At 70.8% G+C, this 20,201-nt stretch carries 19 protein-coding genes and 1 pseudogene; 11 read left to right on the top strand and 9 right to left on the bottom strand.

Annotated features, from left to right (window positions below):
• Nucleotides 1-2: 2 nt before the first annotated feature.
• From AB0N06_RS06500 to AB0N06_RS06520, 5 genes are all read right to left on the bottom strand, one after another.
• Nucleotides 3-752, bottom strand: a complete 750-nt coding sequence (locus AB0N06_RS06500) for a hypothetical protein (protein WP_366133561.1) — start codon at nt 750-752, stop codon at nt 3-5.
• Nucleotides 740-1,390 (bottom strand): SigE family RNA polymerase sigma factor, encoded by a 651-nt coding sequence (locus AB0N06_RS06505; protein WP_366133562.1) that lies wholly within the window; start codon nt 1,388-1,390, stop codon nt 740-742. The genes AB0N06_RS06500 and AB0N06_RS06505 overlap by 13 nt, the downstream gene beginning before the upstream one ends.
• Nucleotides 1,391-1,772: 382 nt before the next feature.
• Nucleotides 1,773-2,675 (bottom strand): A/G-specific adenine glycosylase, encoded by a 903-nt coding sequence (locus AB0N06_RS06510; RefSeq protein ID WP_366133563.1) that lies wholly within the window; start codon nt 2,673-2,675, stop codon nt 1,773-1,775.
• 153 nt (nt 2,676-2,828) lie between these two features.
• Nucleotides 2,829-3,230 (bottom strand): phosphatase PAP2 family protein, encoded by a 402-nt coding sequence (locus AB0N06_RS06515; protein ID WP_366133587.1) that lies wholly within the window; start codon nt 3,228-3,230, stop codon nt 2,829-2,831.
• Between the two features lie 33 nt (nt 3,231-3,263).
• A complete protein-coding gene (locus tag AB0N06_RS06520; protein ID WP_366133564.1) occupies nt 3,264-3,491 on the bottom strand; it encodes a hypothetical protein in 228 nt (75 codons plus the stop codon).
• 176 nt (nt 3,492-3,667) lie between these two features.
• Here AB0N06_RS06520 and AB0N06_RS06525 point away from each other — a divergent pair, with 176 nt between their 5' ends.
• Nucleotides 3,668-4,477 carry a hypothetical protein gene (locus AB0N06_RS06525; protein WP_366133565.1) on the top strand — a complete coding sequence of 270 codons (810 nt, stop codon included), beginning with the start codon at nt 3,668-3,670 and terminating at the stop codon, nt 4,475-4,477.
• A gap of 383 nt (nt 4,478-4,860) precedes the next feature.
• Here AB0N06_RS06525 and disA read toward each other — a convergent pair whose 3' ends face one another.
• Both disA and radA read right to left on the bottom strand, forming a co-directional pair.
• Nucleotides 4,861-5,985 carry a DNA integrity scanning diadenylate cyclase DisA gene (disA, locus tag AB0N06_RS06530; protein ID WP_358858745.1) on the bottom strand — a complete coding sequence of 375 codons (1,125 nt, stop codon included), beginning with the start codon at nt 5,983-5,985 and terminating at the stop codon, nt 4,861-4,863.
• An 80-nt stretch (nt 5,986-6,065) separates the two neighbouring features.
• A complete protein-coding gene (gene radA, locus AB0N06_RS06535; RefSeq protein ID WP_345517511.1) occupies nt 6,066-7,478 on the bottom strand; it encodes a DNA repair protein RadA in 1,413 nt (470 codons plus the stop codon).
• Nucleotides 7,479-7,673: 195 nt separating this feature from the next.
• Between radA and AB0N06_RS06540 the strand changes: the two genes are divergently transcribed.
• Nucleotides 7,674-9,473 (top strand): hypothetical protein, encoded by a 1,800-nt coding sequence (locus tag AB0N06_RS06540; RefSeq protein ID WP_366133566.1) that lies wholly within the window; start codon nt 7,674-7,676, stop codon nt 9,471-9,473.
• A gap of 24 nt (nt 9,474-9,497) precedes the next feature.
• Here AB0N06_RS06540 and AB0N06_RS06545 read toward each other — a convergent pair whose 3' ends face one another.
• Nucleotides 9,498-10,379 (bottom strand): hypothetical protein, encoded by an 882-nt coding sequence (locus tag AB0N06_RS06545; RefSeq protein WP_366133567.1) that lies wholly within the window; start codon nt 10,377-10,379, stop codon nt 9,498-9,500.
• A 40-nt stretch (nt 10,380-10,419) separates the two neighbouring features.
• On the opposite strand from AB0N06_RS06545, the gene AB0N06_RS06550 reads away from it, so the two are divergent.
• The 6 genes from AB0N06_RS06550 (at nt 10,420) to AB0N06_RS06575 (ending at nt 16,323) form a co-directional block, all read left to right on the top strand.
• Entirely contained in the window at nt 10,420-11,370 is a 951-nt protein-coding gene (locus AB0N06_RS06550) for a Ppx/GppA phosphatase family protein (RefSeq protein ID WP_366133568.1), read from the top strand.
• Between the two features lie 126 nt (nt 11,371-11,496).
• Nucleotides 11,497-12,324: a sugar phosphate isomerase/epimerase gene (locus tag AB0N06_RS06555; RefSeq protein ID WP_366133569.1), complete on the top strand. Its 828-nt coding sequence runs from the start codon at nt 11,497-11,499 to the stop codon at nt 12,322-12,324.
• Complete coding sequence (locus AB0N06_RS06560; protein WP_366133570.1) at nt 12,321-12,983, top strand: TetR family transcriptional regulator; 663 nt, start codon at nt 12,321-12,323, stop codon at nt 12,981-12,983. Before AB0N06_RS06555 ends, AB0N06_RS06560 begins: the two co-directional genes overlap by 4 nt.
• 226 nt (nt 12,984-13,209) lie before the next feature.
• Nucleotides 13,210-15,060, top strand: coding sequence for a dihydroxy-acid dehydratase (ilvD, locus tag AB0N06_RS06565; protein WP_366133571.1), 1,851 nt, complete (start codon nt 13,210-13,212; stop codon nt 15,058-15,060).
• 155 nt (nt 15,061-15,215) lie between these two features.
• Nucleotides 15,216-15,698, top strand: coding sequence for an acetyltransferase (locus AB0N06_RS06570; protein WP_366133572.1), 483 nt, complete (start codon nt 15,216-15,218; stop codon nt 15,696-15,698).
• Between the two features lie 76 nt (nt 15,699-15,774).
• Nucleotides 15,775-16,323: a hypothetical protein gene (locus AB0N06_RS06575; RefSeq protein WP_366133573.1), complete on the top strand. Its 549-nt coding sequence runs from the start codon at nt 15,775-15,777 to the stop codon at nt 16,321-16,323.
• Between the two features lie 15 nt (nt 16,324-16,338).
• Here AB0N06_RS06575 and AB0N06_RS06580 read toward each other — a convergent pair.
• A pseudogene (locus AB0N06_RS06580) lies at nt 16,339-16,780 on the bottom strand (IS200/IS605 family accessory protein TnpB-related protein); the annotation flags it as partial.
• A 307-nt stretch (nt 16,781-17,087) separates the two neighbouring features.
• On the opposite strand from AB0N06_RS06580, the gene AB0N06_RS06585 reads away from it, so the two are divergent.
• The 3 genes from AB0N06_RS06585 to proC all read left to right on the top strand — a co-directional run bounded on the left by AB0N06_RS06585 (nt 17,088) and on the right by proC (nt 19,556).
• Nucleotides 17,088-17,855 carry an ABC transporter ATP-binding protein gene (locus tag AB0N06_RS06585; protein WP_366133574.1) on the top strand — a complete coding sequence of 256 codons (768 nt, stop codon included), beginning with the start codon at nt 17,088-17,090 and terminating at the stop codon, nt 17,853-17,855.
• Nucleotides 17,852-18,673, top strand: a complete 822-nt coding sequence (locus AB0N06_RS06590) for an ABC transporter permease (protein ID WP_366133575.1) — start codon at nt 17,852-17,854, stop codon at nt 18,671-18,673. Before AB0N06_RS06585 ends, AB0N06_RS06590 begins: the two co-directional genes overlap by 4 nt.
• A 73-nt stretch (nt 18,674-18,746) precedes the next feature.
• Complete coding sequence (gene proC / locus AB0N06_RS06595) at nt 18,747-19,556, top strand: pyrroline-5-carboxylate reductase (RefSeq protein ID WP_366133576.1); 810 nt, start codon at nt 18,747-18,749, stop codon at nt 19,554-19,556.
• Nucleotides 19,557-20,201 lie beyond the last annotated feature (645 nt).

Consider the following 20,201-nt stretch of genomic DNA (forward strand, 5'->3'; position numbering starts at 1 on the left):
TCTCAGTTTTTCGTCGGTTCCGTGGGCTCCGGAAAATCCCCTTCTCCGTTGCCGACGGCTCTGTTGAAGTCGTTGTGCACCCGGTCGTGCTCGGCGAACCGGTTGCCGGCCCAGCGGTACGTGACCACTTCCTCGCCCGACGGGTACGCGACCGCGTCCTTCTTCTCGTACACCTGCGTCGTCACGACCAGCTCGCCCCGGTCGATGGTGCCGTAGACCGCGGGCTGCTCGGTGGTGAAGATGTTCTTGTACGTGCCGTTGCTCTGCCGGTGGTACACGTAGGTGCCGACACCCACCGCGTCGCCGCAGGTCATCACATTCACCACGATGTCCGGCGCGGAGCCGCCCGTCAGCCTGCCGTACGAGGAGTCGACCGGGTACTCGTGACCCGTGCAGGGCTTCAGGTCCGTCCTGACCCGCTCGCTCACCCGGGAGTCCCGCTTGACCAGCTGGACAGGATCGACCCGCGGGGTGGTCTTTGCCGTGGACGGCGCGGTGGCCGAAGCCGTGACCTGGGCGGCCGGCTGGGAGCCTGCCGGGCCCTCGTCACGGGTTCCCGTACCACCGGTGGAACAGCTGACGGTGAGCAGCGCCAGAACGGCGAGCCCGACCAGTGCCGTACTGCTCGCAGCCCACCGGGTCCGCCGACGACCACCGCTGCGGGTCGCCCCGCTTCCGCCGGTCGCCGTGTCCCCGCCGGTGGTACCGCTTCTGCCGTCCCCGTGTTCACCGCTGCCTGTCAGGCCGCGCACCGCTCCCGCCCCCGTTCGTCATGACGCCGGTCCGCCTGTCCGCGGAGCTGCGCCCCTGTCCGCGCACGCTGCGCGGCGACGGTGGCAGGAGCCCGGTCGCCCGCCGTGTGGCCCTGGGCCTCACGGATCCTGGCTTCCCTGCTCATGGCCTCACGGCTCTCCAGTTCCTGGCGCAGCCGAGCCAGCGCACGGTGCAGCGTGCTCTTCACCGTACCGGCCGACATACCGAGCGCCGCGGCCGTCTCCTCCGTGCTCATCTGCTCCCAGTGTCGCAGCACGACGACGCTGCGCTGCTTGGGAGCCAGCACACCCAGGACGTCCATCAGGAGAGCACGGTCGGCGCGCTGCTCGGTGCCGTCCTCGATGCTGGCGTCGGGCAGCTGCTCGGTGGGCACCTCCTCCAGCTTGCGGGCCCGCCACCACTCCGTACGGGTGTTGATCATGACGCGGCGCAGGTAGGCATCGGCCAGGGACTTGTCGGCGATGCCGTCCCAGCGGCCGAAGGTACGGGCCAGGGCGGTCTGCAGCAGGTCCTGAGCGTCCACCGGGTCGGGGACCAGGCGGCGCGCACTGCGCAGCAGTGCGTCCTGCCGGGTGCGTACGTACTCTTCGAATTCGAGCACCTCGCCCTGCGCCATTCCAACCGCCTCCGTCCCCGTCGATCCCCGTTTGTCCTCTGCCGGTCACTGGTGCGTGGCTGACGTTCGGAGACGTTACGGAGCGGTTGTCACGGCGTTGTGCGGAGCAGCCATACGCCGACGCACGGCTGTCCATCGGTTGTGTAACAGCGGAGGGGAAGACCTTCCTGCTCTGCTCCCAGAGGGTGTCCGGCGGATCAGGGCCGTGCCAGGCGTCGCGGCCCTGATCCGGCACTAGGGCGTGTTTCGAAAGTCCCGTCTGCCAGGCGACGCCTGGCACGCACGCTCGCTGCGTTGTCGGGCTCGCCCCGCTACGCCGAGTATCGGGGCGACCCTCCGCCGCCCGCCCTACGGGCGGACGACGCCACTTTCGAAACACGCCCTAGCTCTGCGGAAGCCGGTACTGGCCGCCCGGCAGCGGTTCGACCAGGCCGTCGGCGACCAGGCCGTCCAGCGCCCGTGCCCGTTGCACCGGCTCGTCCCACACGGTGTCCAGTGCCGCCTGCGACACCGGGGTCACCGCCTCACGCAGAACGGCGAGCAACCGTCCGCGTACCTGCCGGTCCGTACCGGCGTAGGCCTGACCGCGGCGCGGAGGCCCCTCGTGCGCGGGTTTCCCGGCCAGCCGCCAGGCGCACTGCGTCGCGATCGGGCATTGCGTGCAGTCCTCGTTCTTGGCGGTGCAGACGAGCGCGCCGAGTTCCATCGTGGCTGCCGCCCAGCGGGCCGCGCGGTCGTCCTCGTCGGGGAGGAGCGCGCGGGCGAGCTTCCGCTCGGCGGCGGTGGTCGCGTTCGGCGGGTACTGAATGCCGGTCGCGGCCCGGGCGAACACCCGGCGGACGTTCGTGTCGAGCACGGGATGCCGCTGCCCGTACGCGAACGAGGCCACGGCCGCCGCTGTGTACTCACCGATCCCGGGCAGTGCGAGCAACTGGCTGTGCTCGCTCGGTACGTCGCCGCCGTGCCGTTCCGTTATTGCCTGCGCGGCGCCGTGCAACCGCAGCGCACGCCGCGGGTAACCGAGCCGGCCCCACGCGCGGACCGCTTCACCGGGCGGCTCGGCGGCCAGGTCGGCGGGGCGCGGCCAGCGGGCCAGCCACTGTTCGTACACCGGGATGACCCGGTTGACGGGGGTCTGCTGCAGCATGAACTCGCTCACCATCACACCCCAGGCGCCCGCCTCGGGGCGGCGCCAGGGCAGATCGCGGGCGTGCTGGTCGAACCACCCGATCACGGGAGCGTGGAGGGATGTGGGGGGCGTCTGTGTCGCAGTCATGGCAGTCATCGCATGTCGATCCTGACACGGAAGGGCAGACGATGGTCATGGCCACGGTGGTGTCGCCCCGCTTGAGGGCCCTTGGGGTGATAGCGCCACCCGTCTGCCCCCACGATGAGATCCGGTCAGCGCCTTCGCCCGGACTGCCGCCCGGGCTTCCGCTCAGGCCCCGGTCCGACCAGCGGCCTGTGCTGTGTGGCCCCGGGCCTGGCCGCCCGCCCCCGGGCCGGATATCCAGACAGCGAGGGATGCCCGGCTGTCCCGCACCGTCCGGGCGAGCGAGCGCGTCGGACGGGACAGCAGGACGGTCACCAGCGCCGCCACGGATCCGCCCACCAGCGGCCCCGCCGCGGCATCGTGCGGACAGCGCACCCCGGCACAGACCCGGGAGAGCGCCATCAGCAGCGCCATCGGCACGGTGAACCAGGCCGCGCGCGGCCGGGCGCACGCCGGTGCGACAGCGGCGGCGCCGGCTATGGCCGCGTGATTGCCCGGGAACGACCAGTCGCCCGTCGGCGGGCAGAGAGCGTCGACGAGACTGCCGCGCCGACAACCGCACGACAGGGGCGCTCCTCGTCCACGACCGTCTTGAGCACCTCACTGAACCACATGGCCGACCGCCGTCGCGAGGGGCGCAAGCACCGAGTGGGCCAGGACCGCCGCATGCTCTCCGCGTGCCTGCCACCAGCCCGCGACGAACAGCACGCCGAAGATCAGCAGCCCGCGGTCCGTCCATATTTCGGCGAGATGCCGCACCCAGGGTGGCGCGCCGTGCGCGAAGTCGGTGATGTCCCTGTACGCGGCCTCGGCGGTCGAACTCTTCATGTGACTGACCGTAGGCAAAGGTGCGCGGTCGTCACATTGCGCGATCGTCGGCGGCCGCACCTGACGAGAGTTGGGGTCGAAATCCAGCCACCCCATGATGATGATCCGCAAAACTTGGGGGCTGGAGCGGCGGGTAGGGGCGGGAGTTGGCGTGGATCTCTCGTACAGTTTGCGCCGTGGGATCTCTGCGCAATCCGATCGGGCCGCTTCCCTCCACCATCTACTGGCGGCGGAGGGCTGTAGCGGCGACGCTGGTTGCGCTGCTCGCGCTGCTGATCGTATGGGCCGTCACCTCCGATGGGAGCAAGGGGAACAAGGACGATTCCCGGCCCAACGGGTCCGGTCCCGCGCACTCCATCGGTCCTGGACCCGCCAGTTCCGGACCGGCCTACAGCCAACAGCCGGGCGGGCGCGACGAGTCGGGCACCACCGACGGCGGCGGCGACGGTACCGACGCGGGCTCCGAAGACACCACGGGCGGGACAGACGACAGCAGCAACGGCGACCCCGGCACCGGATCGGAATCCGGCAGCGCGTCCGGCGGCGGAACCGAGGGCCGACCGGTCCCGGCCGGCTCCTCGATCCCCGACTGCACCGCTTCCGCACTGCAGTTGACCCTGCGCACCGAGCTCAAGTACGGCCCCGGAGAGAAGCCGAAGTTCCGGTTGATCGCCAAGAACACGTCGTCCACCGCCTGCAAGGCCGACTTCGGACCGAAGAGTGCCGTGCTCACCATCACCGAGGCCGGTGGCGACGACGCCGAGGTGTGGTCCTCCAAGGACTGCCCGCGCAACGCGGGCAGTGTGCTGCTGGAGGTCCCGGCGGGCGCGACCATCGTGCACACCGTGGAGTGGGACCGGCAGAAGAGCGCTCCGCAGTGCGCGACGCCAACCGCGGGATCCGTGGGTCCGGGTACGTACCTCGTCGAGGCGAAGGCATCCGGCGAGCCCCTGCAGCGTGCGTCGTTCGTGCTCGGGAAGGACTGACGCGCAAGGCCCGCGTGCGAAGTGCCGGTGTACGAAGGGCCGGTTCGAGAAGGGTGAGTCCGCGAGGAGCTGACGCGAACGGCCGACGGGAAAGACCGGCTCGCGCAGGATCGGCCCGCCAGGTGCCGGCGTGCTGAGCGGGACGTGAACACGGTCCCACACGCACGTCGGGGCCCGGTCAACCGACCGGGCCCCGAGCCGACGTGAGAGCCGCCCCCTAGGTCCTGTCCGGTCGATCTTCGTGGATCAGCCTGCGGCGTCCGGTGCGGTGCATCGCAAGGCGGAGGATCGTCCTCGTACTGGGCGTACTCGGGCGACTGAAGACAACGCGGCGAGGTGCCGTGCCGGACGTCGCGGGCCCACGAAGATCGGCCGGACAGGGCCTAGACGTACCGCTCAAGAATCGACGACTCGGCCAGCCGCGAGAGCCCCTCGCGCACGCTCCGCGCCCGCGCCTCGCCGACTCCGTCCACCGTCTGGAGATCGTCCACGCTCGCAGCGAGCAGCTTCTGCAGTCCTCCGAAGTGCTCCACGAGCCGGTCGATGATCGCCCCGGGCAGTCGCGGCACCTTCGCCAGCAGCCGGAAGCCGCGCGGCGAGACCGCCGAGTCCAGGGTCTCGGGTGAGCCGCTGTACCCCAGGGCCCGTGCCACGACGGGCAGTTCGAGCAACTCGGTGTGAGTGAGCGCGTCCAGCTCGGTCAGCGCCTCCGCGACGGTACGGGACCGCTTCGCGGTCGGCTCCGGCACATAGTCGCGCACGACCAGCTCGCGCTCCGGCTCGACGCCCGCGATCAACTCGTCGAGCTGGAGCGAGAGAAGCCTGCCGTCGGTGCCCAGCTCCACCACGTACTCGGCGATCTCGGTCGCGATTCGGCGCACCATCTCCAGCCGCTGTGCGACGGCCGTCACATCGCGGACCGTCACCAGGTCCTCGATCTCCAGCGCGGAGAGCGTGCCCGCCACCTCGTCGAGCCGGAGCTTGTACCGCTCCAGCGTGGCGAGGGCCTGATTGGCGCGCGACAGGATCGCGGCGGACTCCTCCAGGACCCGGCGCTCCCCGTCCACGTACAGCGCGATCAGACGCATCGACTGCGAGACCGAGACGACAGGGAAGTTGCACTGCTTGGAGACCCGGTCCGCCGTGCGGTGGCGGGTTCCGGTCTCCTCGGTGGGGATGGAGGCGTCCGGGACCAGCTGCACGCCGGCCCGGAGGATCTTGCTCATGTCCTTGTCGAGGATCAGTGCCCCGTCGAGCTTGGCGAGCTCGCGCAGTCGCGTCGCGGTGAACTCGACATCCAGCACGAAGCCGCCGGTGCACATGGACTCGACCGTCTTGTCCATGCCCAGCACGATCAGCCCGCCGGTGTTGCCACGGAGAATGCGCTCCAGGCCGTCCCGCAAGGCCGTTCCGGGTGCGACGGCGCTCAGTGAGGCGCGCATCAGCGCCTCGTTACCGGTGCCTTGGCCGGACTTTCCGGGCGATGCTGCCCGGTCGTTGGCTGCCACTGCACTCCTCCGGTTACAGGTTTGCGGTGCCCTTACGTCCCTCATACCGTTCGTACGGACGGGCGAGACCAGGGCAAAGTCTACCGGCGCGCGTTGTCCTCCCGTGGGGCCTCCGTACGAGACCGGCGCGGGAGTACTCTCAGCGCGTCGCCCATGTTGGCGACTTCCGTGACCTTCATACCGGCCGGGACCTTCCCCGGGTCGGTCGGAACCAGCGCGTGGGTGAAGCCCAGCCGGTGTGCCTCGGCCAGTCTGCGCTGCACCCCGGTCACGCGTCTGACCTCGCCCGCGAGGCCCACTTCGCCGATCGCCACCAGGTTCTTGGGCAGTGGTGTGTCGCTTGCCGCGCTGGCCAGCGCCAGTGCGACCGCGAGGTCGGCGGCGGGCTCGGAGAGCTTCACACCGCCGACCGTCGCGCTGTAGATGTCCCGCTTTCCGAGCGAGCTGATCCGGCCGCGCTGCTCCAGAACGGCCAGCATCATCGAGACCCGGGACGTCTCGAGCCCGGAGGTGGTGCGCCGGGGCGACGGGATCTGCGAATCGACCGTCAGCGCCTGCACTTCGGCGACGAGCGGACGACGTCCCTCCAGGGTGACCGTGAGACAGGTGCCGGGTACGGGTTCGTCGCGCCGGGTGAGGAAGAGCCCGGACGGGTCGGCGAGGCCGGTGATGCCCTCGTCGTGCAGTTCGAAACAGCCGACCTCGTCCGTCGCGCCGTACCGGTTCTTCACGCCGCGGACCAGCCGGAGGCGCGCATGACGGTCGCCCTCGAAGGACAGCACCACGTCGACGAGATGCTCCAGCAGCCGCGGTCCGGCGATCGCGCCGTCCTTGGTGACGTGGCCGACCAGCAGCGTGGACATGCCCCGATCCTTGGAGGCGCGGATGAGCGCTCCGGCGACCTCCCGGACCTGCGCCATACCGCCGGGCGCACCGTCGATCTCGGGCGAGGCGACGGTCTGTACGGAGTCGAGGATGAGCAGGGACGGCTTGACCGCGTCCAGATGGCCGAGGACCGCGGAGAGGTCGGTCTCGGCCGCGAGGTACAGGTGGTCGTTGATCGCGCGGATGCGGTCGGCACGCAGCCGCACCTGGCTCGCGGACTCCTCCGCGGTGACATAGAGGGTGCGGTGCTCGTCACTGGCTGCCTTGGCTGCCACGTCCAGCAGGAGCGTCGACTTGCCCACGCCCGGCTCGCCCGCGACCAGCACCACAGCGCCGGGGACCAGCCCGCCGCCGAGCACCCGGTCCAGCTCGTCGACACCGGTCGACCGGGCGGTGGCCTGCCGGCTGTCGACCTGGCCGATGGGGAGAGCGGCCGTACTCACGCGGCCGGCCGCCGTCGTCCGTACGGCAGGGACACCGCCGAATTCCTCGACCGTCCCCCATGCCTGGCATTCGGGGCAGCGGCCGAGCCACTTGGCGGTGGTCCAGCCGCATTCGGTGCAGCGATAGGACGGCCGGTCCTTCGCGGATTTCGTACGGGCAGCCATGGCGCCACCGTATAGGTGAGGACTGACAACACCGCCCGGCGCGGGTGCCCGGGCGGTCGCGGTGGCAGGGAACGGAGAGGAGGCTCCGGCGGAATCAGGGGCTCCTGTCCCATTTTGAGCGATACGTTCACCCGTAAGGGTTAATAGTGGGCAAGAGACGCCAAGAACGTGCCTTGCCCTGCCTACGGTCGCCGGGTGACGAGCAGCAGGTTGGAGCCCTCCACATCCACTACCGGCGCACACCGGACGCAGCACCGTGCGCCCCACTCGTCGCCGCGGAGACCGCCCGCCCGTTACGAGCCGCATCTCGACGGCCTGTTCACCTACTGCCTCTCCGTGCTCTGCGACCACGACGGCGCCGTCGAGGCGCTCGGGACTGTGCTCGCCATCGCGGAACGGCAGGACGGGCGGTGCCCGGCGGGTGAGGAGGAACGTAAAACCTGGCTGTACGCGCTGGCCAGGTGGACGTGCCTGCGCAAGCTCGCCGAGCAGAAACGGGGTCGTCAGGCGCATCGCCGGCAGCCGGGGAAGCAGTCGGGCGGGGAGTCCCCCAGGGGGGCGCATCCGGAAAACCGTACGCTCCCGGCCGTCACCCCACCCCCGGCCACCAGCGGGGCGGGCGTCACGACCGCCGCCGCTCCGACCCCCGATTCCGCCCCGGCCGCCGAAGCGCACCGCCGAGAACTCGCGCAGCTCGCCTGGCCCGAAGCGGCCGGCACCACCCCCGAACAACGCGAAGCGCTCGAACTGGCCGTACGCCACCGCCTCGCCCCGAGCGCCGTGGCCGCCGTCCTCGGCCTCGAACCCGCGACCGCCCACGAGATCCTCGCCGCCGCGGCCTGCGAGGTGGAACGCACCCGCGCCGCTCTCGCCGTCGTCGAGACCGGCAACTGTCCCACCGTCGCCCGCCTCACCGGCGACCACCGGGTCCTGCTCTCCGCTGCCCTGCGCCGCGAACTCGTCGGTCACGTCGACGACTGCCCCCGCTGCCGTCGCGCCGCCGAACGGGCGGGCGCCGAGGGCCCCTGGCCGGGCGGTGTCTTGACCCCTGCGGCCGCGCTGCCGATCGTGGAGGCGCCGCGGCCGTCCGCATGCGTCGCGATGATCCATGCCCAGAGGAATCGGTCCGGCAGTCCGCGCTTCGACCGTGCGGGCTTCCCGATGGACCCCAAGGACCACGCCGCGCGCCGGGACCGTCTCCGGGCGAGGGTCGTGACGACGACGGTGGTGGCGACGGTTGTCGCCGCCCCCGTGATTGCCCTGTGGTCCGCCTACCGGGGGGCGCCGCTGACCGGCGAGGGGCACGACGGAGCGCCGGTCACCGCAGCCGGGACGGACGACCGGCGCGGTCTCGACGGCGACCCGCACGACCGCTACGAGAACGCGGGCAACGCCAGCCCCGAGCCCGGCGCCCGCTTCAAGGACGGCAGCCGTACACCGGATGTCTCCGCCGAGGTCGTCAGCTTGGCGACGGGATGGCACGGCCCCGGCAGGATCCGGGTCACGGCCCGTTCCTCCGGCGGCGCGACGCTGATCACGCTGACCGCCTCGGGCGGCGCGCCCGTGGCCTGGTCGGCGCGGGCGGATGCGCCCTGGCTGCGCCTCAGCAGGTCCTCCGGCACTCTTGCCGCAGGTGAGAGCGTGACGATCCGCGTCCTTGTCGACCACAGGAGGGAACCGGCGGGTGCCTGGGGTGCCCGTATCGGCCTCGCCCCATCGGGCTCGGCGGTGGCGATCAGCGGGTACGGAGCGACGTCGTCCGGCGGCCCGTCCGCCCCGCCGCCGTCCTCACCCGGTCCCACGGCCCCGTCGCCGGACCCGACGGAGCCCACATCCTCGCCGCCGGCCCCGTCACCGACTGCCCCGTCGCCGGACCCGACGGAGCCCACGCCCTCGCCGCCGGACCCGACTCAGTCACCGTCACCGGACCCGTCGAACTCGCCCAGCCCGTCCGACCCCGGGACGAGCCCGTCCGGCCCGGCGCCGACGGGCTGAAAGCCGACCTCGGCCCGTCGGCCCTCAGCCCAGCGGGCCACTGGTCCCCTGGGCCTTGGCGGGTCCTACCGGATCCGCCGGATGCGGCGCCATCGGCAGCAGCGAGGACAACCGCTCCTCGCACAGCTCGACCAGCCGCTCGTACGCCTCTTTGCCCATCAGCTCGGTGAGCTCGGGCCGGTAGGAGACGTAGACCGGCTCCCCGGCCCCGTGCGCCGAGGTCGCCGACGTGCACCACCAGTGCAGATCGTGACCGCCCGGACCCCAGCCCCGGCGGTCGTACTCGCCGATCGAGACCTGGAGCACGCGCGTGTCGTCGGGGCGGTCGATCCATTCGTACGTCCGCCGGATCGGCAGCTGCCAGCACACGTCCGGCTTGGTCTCCAGGGGCTCCCTGCCCTCGCGCAGCGCCAGGATGTGCAGCGAGCACCCGGCTCCGGCCGCGAATCCGGGCCGGTTCTGGAAGATGCAGGACCCCTTCCAGCGGCGCGTCTGGCGTTCGCCGTCGTCATCGACCTCGACCCAGCCCGTCTCCGTACCGACGTCGTGGAACTGCCACAGCTCCGGCGTCAGCCGGGAGACGTGGTCCGCCACCCGTTTCTCGTCGTCCTCATCGGAGAAGTGCGCACCCAGCGTGCAGCATCCGTCGTCCGCACGGCCCGCCTGGATGCCCTGGCAGCCACTGCCGAAGATGCAGTTCCACCTGGAGGTCAGCCAGGTCAGGTCGCAGCGGAAGATCTGCTCGTCGTCCGCGGGATCGGGGAACTCGACCCAGGCGCGTGCGAAGTCGATCCCCTTCTCGTCTTCGGACCGGTCAGGCCCGGTCATTTCCGGCTGCTGCATCTCCCGCTTCGTTCTCTGTTTCTTCGTGACTTTGCCCGGCTTCGCCTTTTTCGTCTTTGCCACGGGCCAAGGGTAAGTCCGCAGGAGCAGTAGCGTTCCGCGTATGAGACTCGGAGTCCTCGACGTGGGGTCGAACACGGTTCATCTGCTGGTGGTGGACGCACATCCAGGCGCCCGCCCGCTGCCCGCGCACTCGCACAAGGCGGAGCTGCGCCTGGCCGAACTTCTCGATGCGGACGGAGCGATCGGCCCCCAGGGCGTGGACCGGCTCGTGTCGACGATCGCCGGTGCGCTGCTGGCCGCCGAGGACAAGGGCTGCGAGGACGTGCTGCCGTTCGCCACGTCCGCGGTGCGGGAAGCGAGCAACGCCGACCATGTGCTGACCCGGGTACGGGAGGAGACGGGCGTCGATCTCGCCGTCCTCAGCGGCGAGGAGGAGGCCCGGCTCACCTTCCTCGCGGCCCGCCGCTGGTTCGGCTGGTCGGCGGGGAAGCTGCTGGTCCTCGACATCGGCGGCGGCTCGCTGGAGATCGCGTACGGCATCGACGAGGAGCCCGACGCCGCCGTGTCGCTGCCGCTCGGGGCCGGGCGCCTCACCGCCGGCTGGCTGCTGCACGACCCGCCGGACCCGACGGAGGTGAAGGTGCTGCGCCGCCACGTGCGGGCCAGCATCGCCCGTACGGTCGGCGAGTTCAGCCGCTTCGGCAGCCCCGACCACGTCGTGGCGACCTCCAAGACGTTCAGGCAGCTCGCCAGGATCGCGGGCGCCGCGCGCTCCGCCGAGGGTCTCTACGTGCAGCGCGTCCTCACCCGGAAGGCCCTGGAGGAATGGGTGCCCAAGCTGGCGGCCATGACAGCCGACCAGCGCGGCCGGCTGTCCGGTGTCTCCGAGGGGCGGGCCGCGCAGCTGCTCGCCGGGGCGATGGTCGCCGAGGGGGCGATGGATCTCTTCGGTGTGGAGGAGCTGGAGATCTGCCCGTGGGCGCTGCGCGAGGGAGTGATCCTGCGCCGCCTGGACCACCTCCCGACGGCGGCGTCCGCCGCCCTGAACTGACCGCGCGTTCCGCCCAGGGGCCGGGGCGACGGGGGAGCGCGGAACGCCGGGCGCGGAGTCATGGCCCTTCTCACTTTCCGTCCCGACGCCTCGGTGGCGCGCACACCTGCCCCGTACGCTGTCTGCGTGGCAGAACCAGTGGTGCGCATCCCGGATGCGAAGGTCGCCCTGTCGACGGCTTCCGTCTATCCGGAGTCGACGGCGACGGCCTTCGAGATTGCCGCACGTCTGGGCTACGACGGTGTCGAGCTCATGGTCTGGACCGATCCCGTCAGCCAGGACATCGAGGCGCTGCGACGCCTCTCGGACTACCACCAGGTGCCGATTCTCGCCGTCCACGCGCCCTGTCTGCTGATCACCCAGCGGGTCTGGTCCACCGATCCCTGGGTGAAGCTCCAGCGGGCCCGGGCGGCCGCGGAGAAGCTCGGAGCGACGACCGTCGTCGTCCATCCGCCGTTCCGCTGGCAGCGTCAGTACGCGCGCGACTTCATCACCGGCATCTGGCGGATGGCGGACGAGACGGATGTGCGCTTCGCCGTCGAGAACATGTACCCGTGGCGGTACCGGGACCGCGAGATGCTCGCGTACGCCCCCGACTGGGACGTCACCAACAACGACTACCGCCACTTCACCGTGGACTTCTCGCACACGGCGACCGCCCGCACCGACGGCATGGCCATGGTCGACCGGATGGGCGACCGGCTCGCCCACATCCACCTCGCCGACGGCAAGGGCTCCAACAAGGACGAGCACCTGGTGCCCGGCCGCGGTGACCAGCCCTGCGCGGAACTGCTGGAGCGCCTGGCGCGTACGGGCTTTGACGGCCATGTCGTCATCGAGGTCAACACCCGCCGCGCCATGTCCGCAGCCGAGCGTGAAGCCGACCTGGCGGAAGCGCTCGCCTTCACCCGGCTCCACCTGGCGTCCTCGTCGGCGCAGGTCCCGCGCTCATGACCCCCGGCAGGACGGGCGGGAACACCGGCGGGGAGGGCACGGCGCACACACCCCCCGAGCGCCCGAAGCGCCGAGGCCGCCCCGCCCGTACGACGGCAGACACCGGCCCCGGCGCCCGCGAACGCATCCTGGAAGCGGCCCGTACCGAATTCGCCGAACGCGGCTACGACAAGACGTCGATCCGGGGCATCGCCAGGGCGGCAGGCGTCGACGCCGCACTCGTCCACCACTACTTCGGTACGAAGGACGAGGTCTTCGCGGCGGCGATCGAGGTCTCCTTCGAACCCGCCCTGGTGATCCCGTCCGTCCTGGGCATGGGCACGGACGGCCTGGGGGAGCGGCTGGCCCGCTACTTCATCGGCGTGTGGGAGAACCCGGCGTCCAGAGCCCCTCTGCTGGCGATCATGCGCTCCGCCCTGACGCACGAAGGGGCGGCGAAGGTCCTGCGCGGCTTCGTCCTGCGACGGCTGCTGGAGCGGATCGCGGAGGCGCTGGACGTACCGGACCCGACGTTCCGTGCGGAACTGGCCGCGTCGCACATGCTCGGGATCGTGATGCTGCGGTACGTGATCCAGGCGGAGCCGCTGGCTTCGGCGGACCCCGAGAAGATCATCGCCATGGTCGCACCGACGCTCCAGCGTTACTTGACGGAGACCTGACCGCCCCGGGTGACCTTTCGGTCCGTTGGGCGTTCGAGAACCGGGGGCCCGAGTGGAGCCCCGGTTCCAGGACGGGGGCCGGCAGGGGGAACGAACCCCGCACGGCGACCCCCACACCTCGCCCGCCCACTGAGCACCCCGTCCCGCATTCCGGACACGGTGTCCAGATCTTGGAGTCGAGGCGTAGGCTCGAAAGCAGTCTTTTCTGTCGAAGGAGCGAGAGACGATGCCCCAGCTGAGGTCCCGCACTGTCACCCACGGCCGCAACATGGCGGGCGCTCGCGCCCTTATGCGGGCCTCGGGCGTAGCCGGCGAGGACATCGGCAAGCCGATCATCGCGGTCGCCAACTCGTTCACCGAGTTCGTCCCCGGCCACACCCACCTCGCCCCCGTGGGCAGGATCGTCTCCGACGCCGTCAGGGCCGCAGGCGCCGTCCCCCGTGAGTTCAACACGATCGCCGTCGACGACGGCATCGCGATGGGCCACGCCGGGATGCTCTACAGCCTCCCGTCCCGCGACCTGATCGCCGACTCCGTCGAGTACATGGTCGAGGCGCACTGCGCGGACGCGCTGATCTGCATCTCCAACTGCGACAAGATCACCCCCGGAATGCTGATGGCCGCGATGCGCCTCAACATCCCGACGGTCTTCGTCTCCGGCGGCCCGATGGAGGCCGGCCAGGCGACCCTCGTCGACGGCACGGTCCGCAAGCTCGACCTGATCAACGCGATCAGTGACGCCGTCAACGAGAACGTCTCGGACGAGGACATCCTGCGTATCGAGGAGAACGCCTGCCCCACCTGCGGCAGCTGTTCCGGCATGTTCACCGCCAACTCGATGAACTGTCTGACCGAGGTCCTCGGCCTCTCCCTCCCCGGCAACGGCTCCGTCCTCGCCACGCACACCGCCCGCAAGGCGCTGTACGAGGAGGCCGGCCGCACGGTCGTCGAGATCACCAAGCGCTACTACGAGCAGGGCGACGCGACGGTCCTGCCGCGCTCCATCGGCACCCGTGCCGCGTTCGACAACGCGATGGCGCTGGACATCGCCATGGGCGGCTCCACCAACACGATCCTGCACCTGCTCGCCGCCGCGCAGGAGGCCGAGCTGGACTACGACCTCGAGGACATCAACGAGGTCTCCCGCCGCGTCCCCTGCCTGTCGAAGGTCGCTCCCAACGTGGCCCCTGGTGGCACGTACTACATGGAGGACGTCCACCGGGCCGGCGGCATCCCCGCCATCCTCGGTGAGCTGCACCGCGGCGGCCTGCTCAACGAGGACGTGCACTCGGTGCACTCCGCCACCCTCGGTGAGTGGCTGAAGAACTGGGACGTCCGCGGCGGCTCCCCGTCCCCCGAGGCCGTCGAGCTGTGGCACGCGGCCCCCGGATGCGTGCGTTCCGCGACGGCCTTCTCACAGTCCGAGCGCTGGGACACCCTCGACCTGGACGCGGCGGGCGGCTGCATCCGCGACCTGGAGCACGCGTACTCCAAGGACGGCGGCCTCGCGGTCCTGAAGGGAAACCTCGCCGAGGACGGCTGCGTCGTGAAGACGGCGGGCGTCGACGAGTCGATCTGGACCTTCGAGGGCCCGGCGGTCGTCTGCGAGTCGCAGGACGAGGCCGTCGACAAGATCCTCCGCAAGGAGATCAAGGAGGGCGACGTCGTCGTCATCCGTTACGAGGGTCCGCGCGGCGGCCCCGGCATGCAGGAGATGCTCTACCCCACCTCCTTCCTGAAGGGCCGTGGCCTCGGCAAGAGCTGTGCGCTCGTCACCGACGGCCGCTTCTCCGGCGGCACGTCGGGCCTGTCGATCGGCCACGCATCGCCGGAGGCGGCGTCGGGCGGCACGATCGCACTGGTCGAGGACGGGGACCGGATCCGGATCGACATCCCGAACCGTTCGATCGAGCTCCTCGTCCCCGAGGCCGAGCTGACCACCCGCCGTGAGGCGCTGAACGGCGTGTACGCGCCGAAGAACCGCGAGCGCAAGGTCTCGGCGGCGCTGCGGGCGTACGCGGCGATGGCGACGAGCGCGGACCGCGGCGCGGTGCGCGACGTCTCGAAGCTCGGCTGATACGCCACCGGATCCCGCACACGCGACGGCCCCCGGCGTTTTCCATACGCCGGGGGCCACTGCGTGTGCCTGACGAGACGGAAGGGTAGTGACCTCACGTATCGGGGCAGATGCCCAGAGTCACGCCCATCATGCATTCTCACGATTGGGGGAGCATGCACATCCCTTTCCGTACCGACGCCCGCATTCACCGCTCGGCGGTCATCGCCTCGGCGATCGCCGCGCTGGCGGCCCTCGGCGCCGTCCCGGCCCACGCGGCGTCCGCCGAGGCCACCACCGTGACCGCAGCCACCCCGGCCGGTATCTGCGGATCCGGCTACACCCAGATCGACTCGCACGCCTTCCGTAACTCCACCACCGAACTCGCCCGCGTCTATCTGCTCTACAACGCGAGCACCAAGTCCAACTGTGTGGTCACCCTCCACTCCCCCTCCACCAGCGGTTTTGCGCTGCCGACCGGCGCCTGGCTCGATGTGGACGGCGACGGCAAGGGGCAGGCGAAGGACCAGGGCACGTACTCCTCGTACGCCGGTCCGGTGCGCCTCGCCGCGGGCGGCCGCTGCGTGAAGTGGGGCGGAATGATCGAGGCGGGCGTCGGTACGTACACGTACACGAGCCCGTGGGAGCACTGCGGCTGATGCCGGGCGGCGCTGCTCCGTCCCCCGTAGGGGCAGCGCCGCCGGTACCGCCGCCGACCCGGGGATAATCGACCTCGTGAGCGAGAAAAGCGAAGCCTCCGACGGCACCGAGCCCAGCACCGCGAGCACCGGCACCGCCCCCGGCCCGCAGCCCGAGCCCATCCGCTTCTTCGGCACGACCTGGGTCGAGCACGACGGCCGGTACGGGCTCTGCCGCGTCGGCGTTGCCCTCGGCTCTCTCGCCGCTGCCGTCGCCTCCTGCTTCGTGCTCCGCTTCGCCTACCAGGGCCTGGAGATCGCCGATGTCGGCAGCTTCGTCGGCATCCTGGTCGTCCTGATGTTCGGCATCTGCAGCGCCATCGCCTTCCGCAAGACCTGGGAAGGGTTCAGCCGCCGCCCCGCCGAGCCGGCCGGCGAGGACAACCTGCGCAGTCTGAAGACGATCGGTTTCGTCGGCTCGCTGCTCGCGTACTTCTTCCGCTCGGTCCTGGAGGCGCCCGGCGAGAAGCTGCGGCGCACGGAGTACGAGGCGGCCGTCGCCCAGTACGCGAAGCGCCGCTCGGCCCGGACCGGAAACCCGGCAGGCCGCAAGACACCCAAGGGCAGGAAGCCCCGCCGCAGGTAACCGTTCCGGTGCCGCGAGCCGGCGGGACTTGCAAAACTCGCCCTGGGACCGGTAGCCGCCCGCGGCCCGCTTCGTTCCGTGCGCCCCGATCGGGAGGGACAGGCGGTGCCGCAGCATGCTGATCCCGGCTGCCGGCGTCTGGATGTGCGCCGCCTGGCAGCGGCGCGCGAGCGCCCACTGATCATGCGTGGCCTTGGTGATGGCCCCGGCGATCCGCGACGACGACACCCCGGTCAGCTCCCACTTACGCGACGCCCAGGTGTCCGTGCTGTGCTCCAGATCCACCGGCGCGACGTGTCTTGAGGTCACGCGAAGCCAGATGGCCCCGGTGCTCACCGACCGCACGCGGCACCCTCTCGTCCCGGGGAGTGAGGTGTCCCGGACGGTCCCGGATCGCCACCCCGCAAAGCCCCGGCACCACGAAGGGTGCCGGGGCTCCCGCACACCCCCACCACACCACCCCCTTCCGCAAGGCCGGACACCCGCTGTCCAGCCCCACGAGCAACAGCCGCCAAAGGGTCACCCGTTCGGCCCCAGAACTCCCGTTCACGCCCCCACGCCCCACCGGCAGGACTCACTCCACCGCCCGGAACCACTGCCCGAGCCGCAGCGCCCAGCCCGACGTGCACCGGACCGCCGACGATCCCGGTGATTCAGCCCCGGCCCGGCCGGCATCCCCGGCCGCCTGCGCCTGCGTGCAGCGAAGGCCGCGCACCGCCCCGGTGCCTTGACGAGAGGGCGCGGCGAGGATCAAAATTCGCCGCATGATGAATTATTCCGGTGCCGCCATCGAGGCCCGCGGCCTCACGGTCGTACGAGGCAACCGCACCGTCCTGCGCGGCCTCGACTTCACCGTCGAACCCGGCAGGATCACCGGCCTCCTCGGCCCCTCGGGCTGCGGCAAATCCACCCTGATGCGAGCCGTCGTCGGCACCCAGGCCAAGGTCACCGGCACCCTCGACGTCCTCGGCAACCCCGCGGGCCACCCCACCCTCCGCCCGCGCATCGGGTACGTCACCCAGGCGCCGTCGGTCTACACCGACCTCAGCGTCCGGCAGAACCTCGACTACTTCGCGGCGATCCTTCAGCCGGGCCGCAGACACCGGGACGCCCGCCGCGCCGCCGTCGCCCGCGCCCTCACCGACGTCGACCTGACCAGCCACGCGGATGCTCTCGCCGGCACTCTCTCCGGCGGCCAGCTGACCCGTGTCTCCCTCGCCGCCGCCCTGCTCGGCACCCCCGAGCTCCTCGTTCTCGACGAACCGACCGTCGGCCTCGACCCGGTACTCCGCCGCGACCTGTGGAGCCTCTTCCACACCCTCGCCGCCGACCACGGCACCACGCTCCTCGTCTCCTCCCACGTCATGGACGAGGCCGAGCGCTGCCACCGCCTGCTCCTCATGCGCGAGGGCGAGATCCTCGCCGACGGCACCCCCGAGGCACTGCGCACCCACGCCCGGACCACCACCGTCGAAGAAGCCTTCCTCCACCTGGTCGACGAGGCCGCCACATCTCAGGAGAACGCCCGATGAGCACGACCAACACGCCGCAGCAGGCCCCCGCCACCCCTCAGGCCCCCACCGGCGCCCGGGCCCGGCCCGAACCCCAGGCCCTCAGCCCCGCCCGCACGCTCGCCACCGCCGCCCGCGTCCTGCGCCAGCTGACCCATGACCTCCGCACCGTCGCGCTGCTGCTCCTCATCCCGGTCGTGATGATCACGCTGCTCCGGTACGTCTTCGACGGCAGCCCGCAGACCTTCGATGCCATCGGCGCCTCGCTCCTCGGCATCTTCCCGCTGATCACGATGTTCCTGGTGACCTCGATCGCCACCCTTCGCGAACGCACGTCAGGCACTCTGGAACGCCTCCTCGCCATGCCGCTCGGCAAGGGCGACCTGATCGCCGGCTACGCCCTCGCCTTCGGCGCCGTCGCGATCCTCCAGTCCCTCCTGGCCACCGCGCTCTCGGTCTGGGTGCTCGGGCTCGACGTGGTCGGCTCCCCCTGGCTGCTGCTCCTCGTCGCCCTGCTCGACGCCCTGCTCGGCACGGCCCTCGGCCTCTTCGTCTCCGCCTTCGCCGCGTCCGAATTCCAGGCCGTCCAGTTCATGCCGGCCGTGATCTTCCCGCAGCTCCTGCTCTGTGGACTGTTCGTCGCACGCGACCGGATGGCACCCGCCCTCGAAGCGATCTCGAACGTCCTGCCCATGTCGTACGCGGTCGACGGCATGAACGAAGTCCTCCACCACACCGAGGTCACCGGCAACTTCGTCCGCGACGTCCTGATCGTCTCGGGCTGCGCCCTGCTCGTCCTCGCCCTTGGCGCAGCCACCCTCCGCCGCCGCACCACCTGACGTGCCGGTGCGAGGATGGCGGCGACGACGCACCAGAACCGCGTACCACCGCACCGTCCGGAGGGTGAACCACATGACCCAGACAGTCGCAGTCCTCGGCACCGGCAAGATCGGCGAGGCCCTGCTCAGCGGCATGATCCGGGCGGGCTGGCGCCCTGCCGACCTGCTCGTCACCGCCCGCCGCTCCGAGCGTGCCGAGGAACTCCGCACCCGTTACGGCGTCGAGTCCGTCACCAACGCCGAAGCCGCCAAGCGCGCCGACATCCTCATCCTCACGGTCAAGCCCCAGGACATGGGCCGCCTCCTCGACGAACTCACCTCCCATCTCACGGCCGACCGGCTGGTCATCAGCGCCGCCGCCGGTATCACGACCGCCTTCATCGAGGACCGCCTCGCCGCGAAGACTCCGGTCGTACGGGTCATGCCGAACACCCCCGTCCTCGTCGACGAGGGCATGTCCGTCATCTCGGCGGGCAGCCACGCCACCGCCGAACATCTCGCCACCGCCGAGGCAATCTTCGGCGGTGTGGGCAAGACCCTCCGCGTCCCCGAGTCCCAGCAGGACGCCGCGACCGCGCTGTCCGGATCGGGACCCGCGTACTTCTACTTCCTCGTCGAGGCGATGACCGACGCGGGCATCCTGCTCGGTCTGCCCCGCGCCCAGGCCCACGACCTGATCGTGCAGGCCGCCATCGGCGCGGCGGTGATGCTCCGGGACAGCGGCGAACACCCGGTCAAGCTCCGCGAAGCCGTCACCAGCCCGGCCGGCACCACCATCAGTGCCATCCGGGAGCTGGAGAACCACGGCGTACGCGCCGCCCTGATCGCCGCCCTCGAAGCAGCCCGCGACCGCAGCCGCGAGCTGGCCTCGGGCAACGGCTGACCCTCACTTCCCGGCAGCAGCCACCAGCTCCGCACTGGTCACGACCTTCGCGAACCCGCCGCTGTGCAGCGACACAGCGGCGGCCCGCGCCGCCTCACCGACCTCCCGCTCCCCGAGGCGGCCCGCCGTACGGGATTCGGCGCGGGATCACCATGCGCCAACACTTCGCGACCACCTGGCCACCAGCCCCCGGGACTACCGCCTGGCCGTCCGCCACACTCCGGGTCAGCCGGAGGTTGACACGGGCCGCCCGGAACCGTAATGTTCTCCGAGTTGTCCGACGTGAGCGCCGACCCCGGTCGGTCCCCGGACAGCCATTCCGCAGGAACCACATCGAGCAAGCGACATCTGTCGCCCAGCTTTCTGTGCGCATTTGCGAAATGAGGAATCCGTGTTCGAAGGAACGCGACCCCGATTAGCGTCGGGGCCCAGGATTCCGCTAAAGTCTCACTCGTCGGAACGGCCCAACAGCCGGGAAGACAAATCCCGCTGACTGGGAATCAGGCCCGAAAGGATCTGATAGAGTCGGACTCGCCGGAAAGGGAAACGCGAAAGCGAAGAACTGGAAAGCGCAGTAACAAATCTTCTGCTTCGCAGAGGGCCCGCTTCGGCCGGGAATCGGACACGAAAGAGTCTGATAGAGTC

It is taken from the genome of Streptomyces sp. NPDC051020, from assembly GCF_040683105.1.
GTDB lineage: Bacteria > Actinomycetota > Actinomycetes > Streptomycetales > Streptomycetaceae > Streptomyces.